Here is a 5,117-nt window from a genome sequence, read left to right on the forward strand (position 1 = left end):
GTCCGCCACGGTGGCCCGCTCGAACGGCGGCAGCGGGCAGCCGGCGCTGCACGTCACCGCGCCGGACAGGAGGGTGGCGAGGCTGCCGAAGGTGAGCAGCGCCGCCGCGACCCGCAGCACCGCCGGCAGCGCGGCGGCGACCAGCAGCAGCGCCGCGGCCAGGGCGAAGACCCCGATCCGGTACGTCCAGGCGTACCCACTGTCGGCGACACCGGCCTCGCTGACGTACCCGGTCAGGCCCGGACCGGGACCGGCGACCACGGCGACCGTCACCGCGGCCGTCCCGGCGATCACGCACGCCGCCGCGCCCGCCGCCGCGACCCGCGAAGCTGCACCGCCGCGCGGAGCCGCACCGCCGCGTCGCAAGGGTGCGGGCGTCGGCCGACCCGGGGCAGGTGGCTCAGCCACGCCCGTGCGGCGTCGTCCAGCCATGCAGGTCCGGGCCGAGCGGCACGATCCCGGTCGGGTTGATCTCGCGATGGGTGGCGTAGTAGTGCCGCTTGATGTGGTCGAAGTCGACCGTCTCGCCGAAGCCGGGGGTCTGGAACAGATCCCGGGCGTACGCCCACAGCACCGGCATCTCGGCGAGCTTCTGCCGGTTGCACTTGAAGTGCCCGTGGTACGCCACGTCGAAGCGGACCAGCGTGGTGAACAGCCGCACGTCCGCCTCGGTGATCGCGTCCCCCATCAGGTAGCGCCGGCCGGACAGCCGCTCCGACAGCGCGTCCAGCCGCGCGAACAGCGCCCGGAACGCCTCGTCGTACGCCTGTTGTGAGGTCGCGAAGCCGCACCGGTAGACGCCGTTGTTGACGTCCCGGTGGATCTCGGCCATCAGCGCGTCCATCTCGGGGCGCAGCTCGACCGGGTAGAGATCCGGCGCGCCCGGGGCGTGCAGGCGCCGCCACTCGGTGGACAGGTCCAGGGTGAGCTGCGGGTAGTCGTTGGTGACCACCCGGCCGGTGTGGGTGTCCACCAGCGCCGGCACGGTGACCCGGCCGGAGTAGTCGCTGTCGGTGGCCAGGTACGCCTCGGACAGGAAGCCGATGCCCAGCACCGGGTCGAAGCCGTCCTGGTCGAGGGTGAACCGCCAGCCACGTTCGTCCCGGATCGGGTCGACGGTGCCCAGCGAGATGGCGTCGCGCAGCCCGAGCAGGTTGCGCACGATCAGCGCCCGGTGCGCCCACGGGCAGGCCCGGCACCAGATCAGCCGGTAGCGGCCCGGCTCCAGCGGCCAGCGGTCCTGCTCGTCCGGGCCGCCGCCGGGCGGCGAGGTGGAGTGCGGGGTGACCCGCCCGGTGAACCGGTTGGGCTGGCGGACGAACGCGCCACCGTCGCTGGTCTCCGCGCTGAACTGGGCTCGCACCATGCCGACAACCTATCCAAGCGGGCCGGCGATATCCTGGCCGCCGGACGTTCCCGTGACCCGGGGATGCCCCGCCCCCGCCCTTCCCACCCCCGAAGGACTCGCGATGACCGTGGCATACCTGGTGGCCGGTGTCCGCACCCCGATCGGCCGCTACGGCGGCGCCCTGGCCGGCGTACGCCCCGACGACCTGGCCGCGCACGTCATCCGCGAGCTGGTCGCCCGCCACCCGTCGGTGGACTGGGCGCGTACCGACGACGTGGTGCTCGGCTGCGCCAACCAGGCCGGCGAGGACAACCGCAACGTGGCCCGGATGGCGGCGCTGCTCGGCGGGCTGCCCGAGCAGGTGCCCGGCAGCACCGTCAACCGGCTCTGCGGCTCCGGCCTCGACGCGCTGGCCATCGCGGCCCGCGCGATCGTCGCCGGAGAGGCCGACCTGCTCGTCGCGGGTGGGGTGGAGAGCATGAGCCGGGCGCCGTTCGTCATGCCCAAGGCGACCACCGCGTTCTCCCGGGCCGCCGAGATGTACGACACCACCATCGGCTGGCGGCTGGTCAACAAGCTGATGGAGCGGGGCTGGGGCATCGACTCGATGCCCGAGACGGCCGAGAACGTCGCCGCCGAGTACGGCGTCGACCGGCTCGCCCAGGACGAGTTCGCGTACCGCTCGCAGTTGCGCGCGGCCAAGGCCCAGGCCGACGGCCGGCTCGCCGAGGAGATCGTGCCGGTGACCGTGCCGGTCGGCCGGCGCGAGACGCGGCTGGTCGAGGTCGACGAGCACCCCCGGCAGACCTCGCTGGAGAAGCTGGCCGCGCTGCCCACCCCGTTCCGCGACGGCGGCACGGTGACCGCCGGGAACTCCTCCGGCGTCAACGACGGCGCGGTGGCCCTGCTGGTCGCCTCGGCGGCGGCGGTCGCGGAGTACGGCCTCACCCCGCTGGCCCGGGTCACCGGTGCGGCGGCGGCCGGCGTGCCGCCACGGATCATGGGCATCGGCCCGGTCCCGGCGACCCGCCGGCTGCTCGACCGGCAGGGGCTGGCCCTGGCCGACGTCGACGTGATCGAGCTGAACGAGGCGTTCGCCGCCCAGTCCGTCGCCGTGCTGCGGGAACTGGGGCTGCCCGAGGACGCCGAGCACGTCAACCCGAACGGCGGCGCGATCGCGCTGGGCCACCCGCTCGGTGCCAGCGGCGCCCGGCTCGCGCTCACCGCCGCGTTGGAGCTGCGCCGCCGGGGTGGGCGGCGGGCCCTGGCGACGATGTGTATCGGCGTCGGGCAGGGCATCTCCCTGCTGTTGGAGGCGGCCTGACCGGCTGCCGCCGACCGGAGCGGCCAGGGAAAGAGCGTCGTGGATCTCCCGTTCGCGTGATGGACGGGCATAGAGTGGTGGACGTCACACGATCCGCGGCGACGACTTGGGGTGCACCAGTGCAGATGCCGGACGGACTTCCCGCCGAGATCGACCTCTCCCGGCCCAGCGCGGCCCGGGTGTACGACTACTTCCTGGGCGGTGCCCACAACTTCGAGATCGACCGGCAGTTGGCCGAACAGATCGCGGCCATGACGCCGAACCTCCCGGCGACCATGCGGGCCGGGCGGGAGTTCCTGCGCCGGGCCGTACGGGCGCTGCTCGACGCCGGCATCGACCAGTTCCTGGACATCGGCTCCGGCATCCCCACCGTCGGCAACGTGCACGAGGTCGCCCAGGCCGCCAACCCGAAAGCCCGGGTGGTCTACGTCGACATCGACCCGGTGGCGGTGGCGCACAGCCGGGAGCTGCTGTCCGGCAACGACCTGACCGGCGTCATCCACGCCGACCTGCGCGACCCGGAGCGGATCCTGGCCGAGGCCCGCCGGCTGGATCTGCTCGACTTCGACCGGCCGCTGGGCATCCTGCTGGCCGGGGTGGTCCACTTCGTACCGGACGCCGACCGCCCCGCCGACATCATGGCCACCCTGCGGGCCGCCGCAGCGCCCGGCAGCCACCTGGTCGTCTCGCACTCCACCTTCGAGGACCAGCCACAGGAGATGCTGGACGCGCAGCGGCTGTCGGCGCGTACCGCCACCGAGATCTCCCTCCGCTCGCGGGCCGAGATCACCGGCTTCTTCGGCGACTGGACGATCCTGGAGCCCGGTGTGGTGCACATGGAGCTGTGGCGTCCCGAGTCGCCTTCCGAGGTGGCGGAGAACCCGGAGCGGTTCGGCGCCTTCGGCGGCGTCGCCCGGAACGACCAGCCCGTCGGCTGACCCGATGGCCGACGTCGGCGCCTCCGGCGGGGACGCCGTCGACCCGACCGGTGCCCAGCGGTACGCGGCCGAGTGGGCCCAGGCCGTCCGCCGGCTCGGTTTCGTGCCGCTGAGCGCGGCCGAGACCGAGCGGCTGCTGCTGGTGCACACCGTCCGGCTGGCGCACGTCCTGCTCTCCGCCGAGCCGGTGACGCCGGCCACGGAGGAGGTCGGGCGGGCGCTGGTCGAGGCGCACCTGACCGAGCCCGGGGTGATCGAGTGGTCGGTGCGTTCCCTCGCCGACCGGTTCCCGGCGCAGGTGCGCGGCGGGCGGGCCGACCCGCCCGGGCTCGGCGAGCGGATCGCGGCGATGCAGGGTGCCCTGGCGGCCGGCTTCGCCCGGGCGCTGCGCGACCGCACCTTCACCCAGCAGGAGCGGATCGCCCGCTCGGCCTGGCAGGCCCGGGACACCGTCGAGCAGGCGCTGCGCGACAGCGAGGCCAGATTCCGGGCGGTCTTCCGGGGAGCGGCGATCGGCATCGGCCTCGCCGGGGTCGACGGAACGATCATCGACGTCAACCAGTCGTTCGCCGACATGCTCGGCTACCAGATCGAGGAACTGCGCCGGACCAACGTCGCCGCGCTGTTCCATGCGGACGACGCGGCCGGGATGTGGGAGCTGTACCAGGAACTGGTCGAGGGCAAGCACGACACCGCCCGGGTCGAGAAGCGCTACTACCGCAAGGACGGCACCGCGGTCTGGACGGACCTGGCGGTCTCGCTGATCCGGTACGGCGACGGCCGTCCCCGGTTCACCGTCGCGGTGGTCGAGGACATCACCGAGCGGTACGAACTCCAGCAGCGGCTGCGGTTCCAGGCGCTGCACGACCCGCTCACCGGCCTGCCCAACCGCACCCTGTTCTTCGAGACGCTGGGTCGGCTGGTGGATTCGACGGCCCCGCCGGGCCGGGTCGGCGTCTGCTTCCTCGACCTCGACGGGTTCAAGGCGATCAACGACGGTCTCGGCCACGATCTCGGCGACCGGCTGCTGGTGACGATCGCCCGGCGGCTGGCCGACTGCGTGGCCGAGCAGGGCTTCCTGGTCGCCCGGATGGGCGGCGACGAGTTCGTCATCCTGGTCGACGGCGGTGCCGGGTTGGACGACGTGATCGCCGTGGCCGAGCTGGCGCTGGCCGCCGTCTCCGCGCCGGTGCGCGTCGGCGACCAGCAGCTCGTGGTTTCGGCCAGCGTCGGCATCGTCGACTCGGACCTGACCGGCACCAGCGTCTCGGCGCTGATGAAGGCCGCCGACACCACCCTGTACTGGGCCAAGGCGGAGGGCCGGGGCCGGTGGGCGGTCTACGACCCGGAGCGCAGTGCCCGCGACATCGCCCGGTCGGCCCTGGTCGCCGGGCTGCCGGTGGCGCTGGACCGGGGTGAGTTCGTGCTGCATTACCAGCCGATCGTGTCCCTGCTCGACGGCCGGATGCTGGCCGTCGAGGCGTTGGTCCGGTGGCGGCACCCGGAG

The 5,117-nt window shown here is 73.6% G+C and carries 4 protein-coding genes and 1 pseudogene; 3 read left to right on the forward strand and 2 right to left on the reverse strand.

Annotation, left to right across the window (positions count from 1 at the left end; translation table 11 throughout):
- Together AB0M52_RS30235 and AB0M52_RS30240 are read right to left on the reverse strand one after the other, a co-directional pair.
- A pseudogene (locus tag AB0M52_RS30235) lies at positions 1–294 on the reverse strand (DUF998 domain-containing protein); the annotation flags it as partial.
- 106 nt (positions 295–400) lie between these two features.
- On the reverse strand, positions 401–1,366 hold the full coding sequence (locus AB0M52_RS30240; RefSeq protein ID WP_363960793.1) for a glutathione S-transferase C-terminal domain-containing protein: 966 nt from the start codon (positions 1,364–1,366) through the stop codon (positions 401–403).
- Positions 1,367–1,469: 103 nt separating this feature from the next.
- Between AB0M52_RS30240 and pcaF the strand changes: the two genes are divergently transcribed.
- From pcaF to AB0M52_RS30255, 3 genes are all read left to right on the forward strand, one after another.
- Complete coding sequence (gene pcaF / locus AB0M52_RS30245) at positions 1,470–2,672, forward strand: 3-oxoadipyl-CoA thiolase (protein WP_363960795.1); 1,203 nt, start codon at positions 1,470–1,472, stop codon at positions 2,670–2,672.
- Between the two features lie 119 nt (positions 2,673–2,791).
- Complete coding sequence (locus AB0M52_RS30250) at positions 2,792–3,610, forward strand: SAM-dependent methyltransferase (protein WP_363960797.1); 819 nt, start codon at positions 2,792–2,794, stop codon at positions 3,608–3,610.
- Positions 3,611–3,614: 4 nt separating this feature from the next.
- Positions 3,615–5,117: diguanylate cyclase (locus tag AB0M52_RS30255; protein ID WP_363960799.1), on the forward strand; the 1,503-nt coding region annotated here is incomplete at its 3' end.

Source organism: Micromonospora sp. NPDC051296, assembly GCF_040682255.1.
GTDB classification, from domain to species: domain Bacteria; phylum Actinomycetota; class Actinomycetes; order Mycobacteriales; family Micromonosporaceae; genus Micromonospora; species Micromonospora craterilacus.

Bases quoted from the DNA above. Each gene is read 5' to 3' on its own strand.
- pcaF (WP_363960795.1), top strand. From the start codon at position 1,470: ATGACCGTGGCATACCTGGTGGCCGGTGTCCGCACCCCGATCGGCCGC.
- AB0M52_RS30240 (WP_363960793.1), bottom strand. From the start codon at position 1,366: ATGGTGCGAGCCCAGTTCAGCGCGGAGACCAGCGACGGTGGCGCGTTC.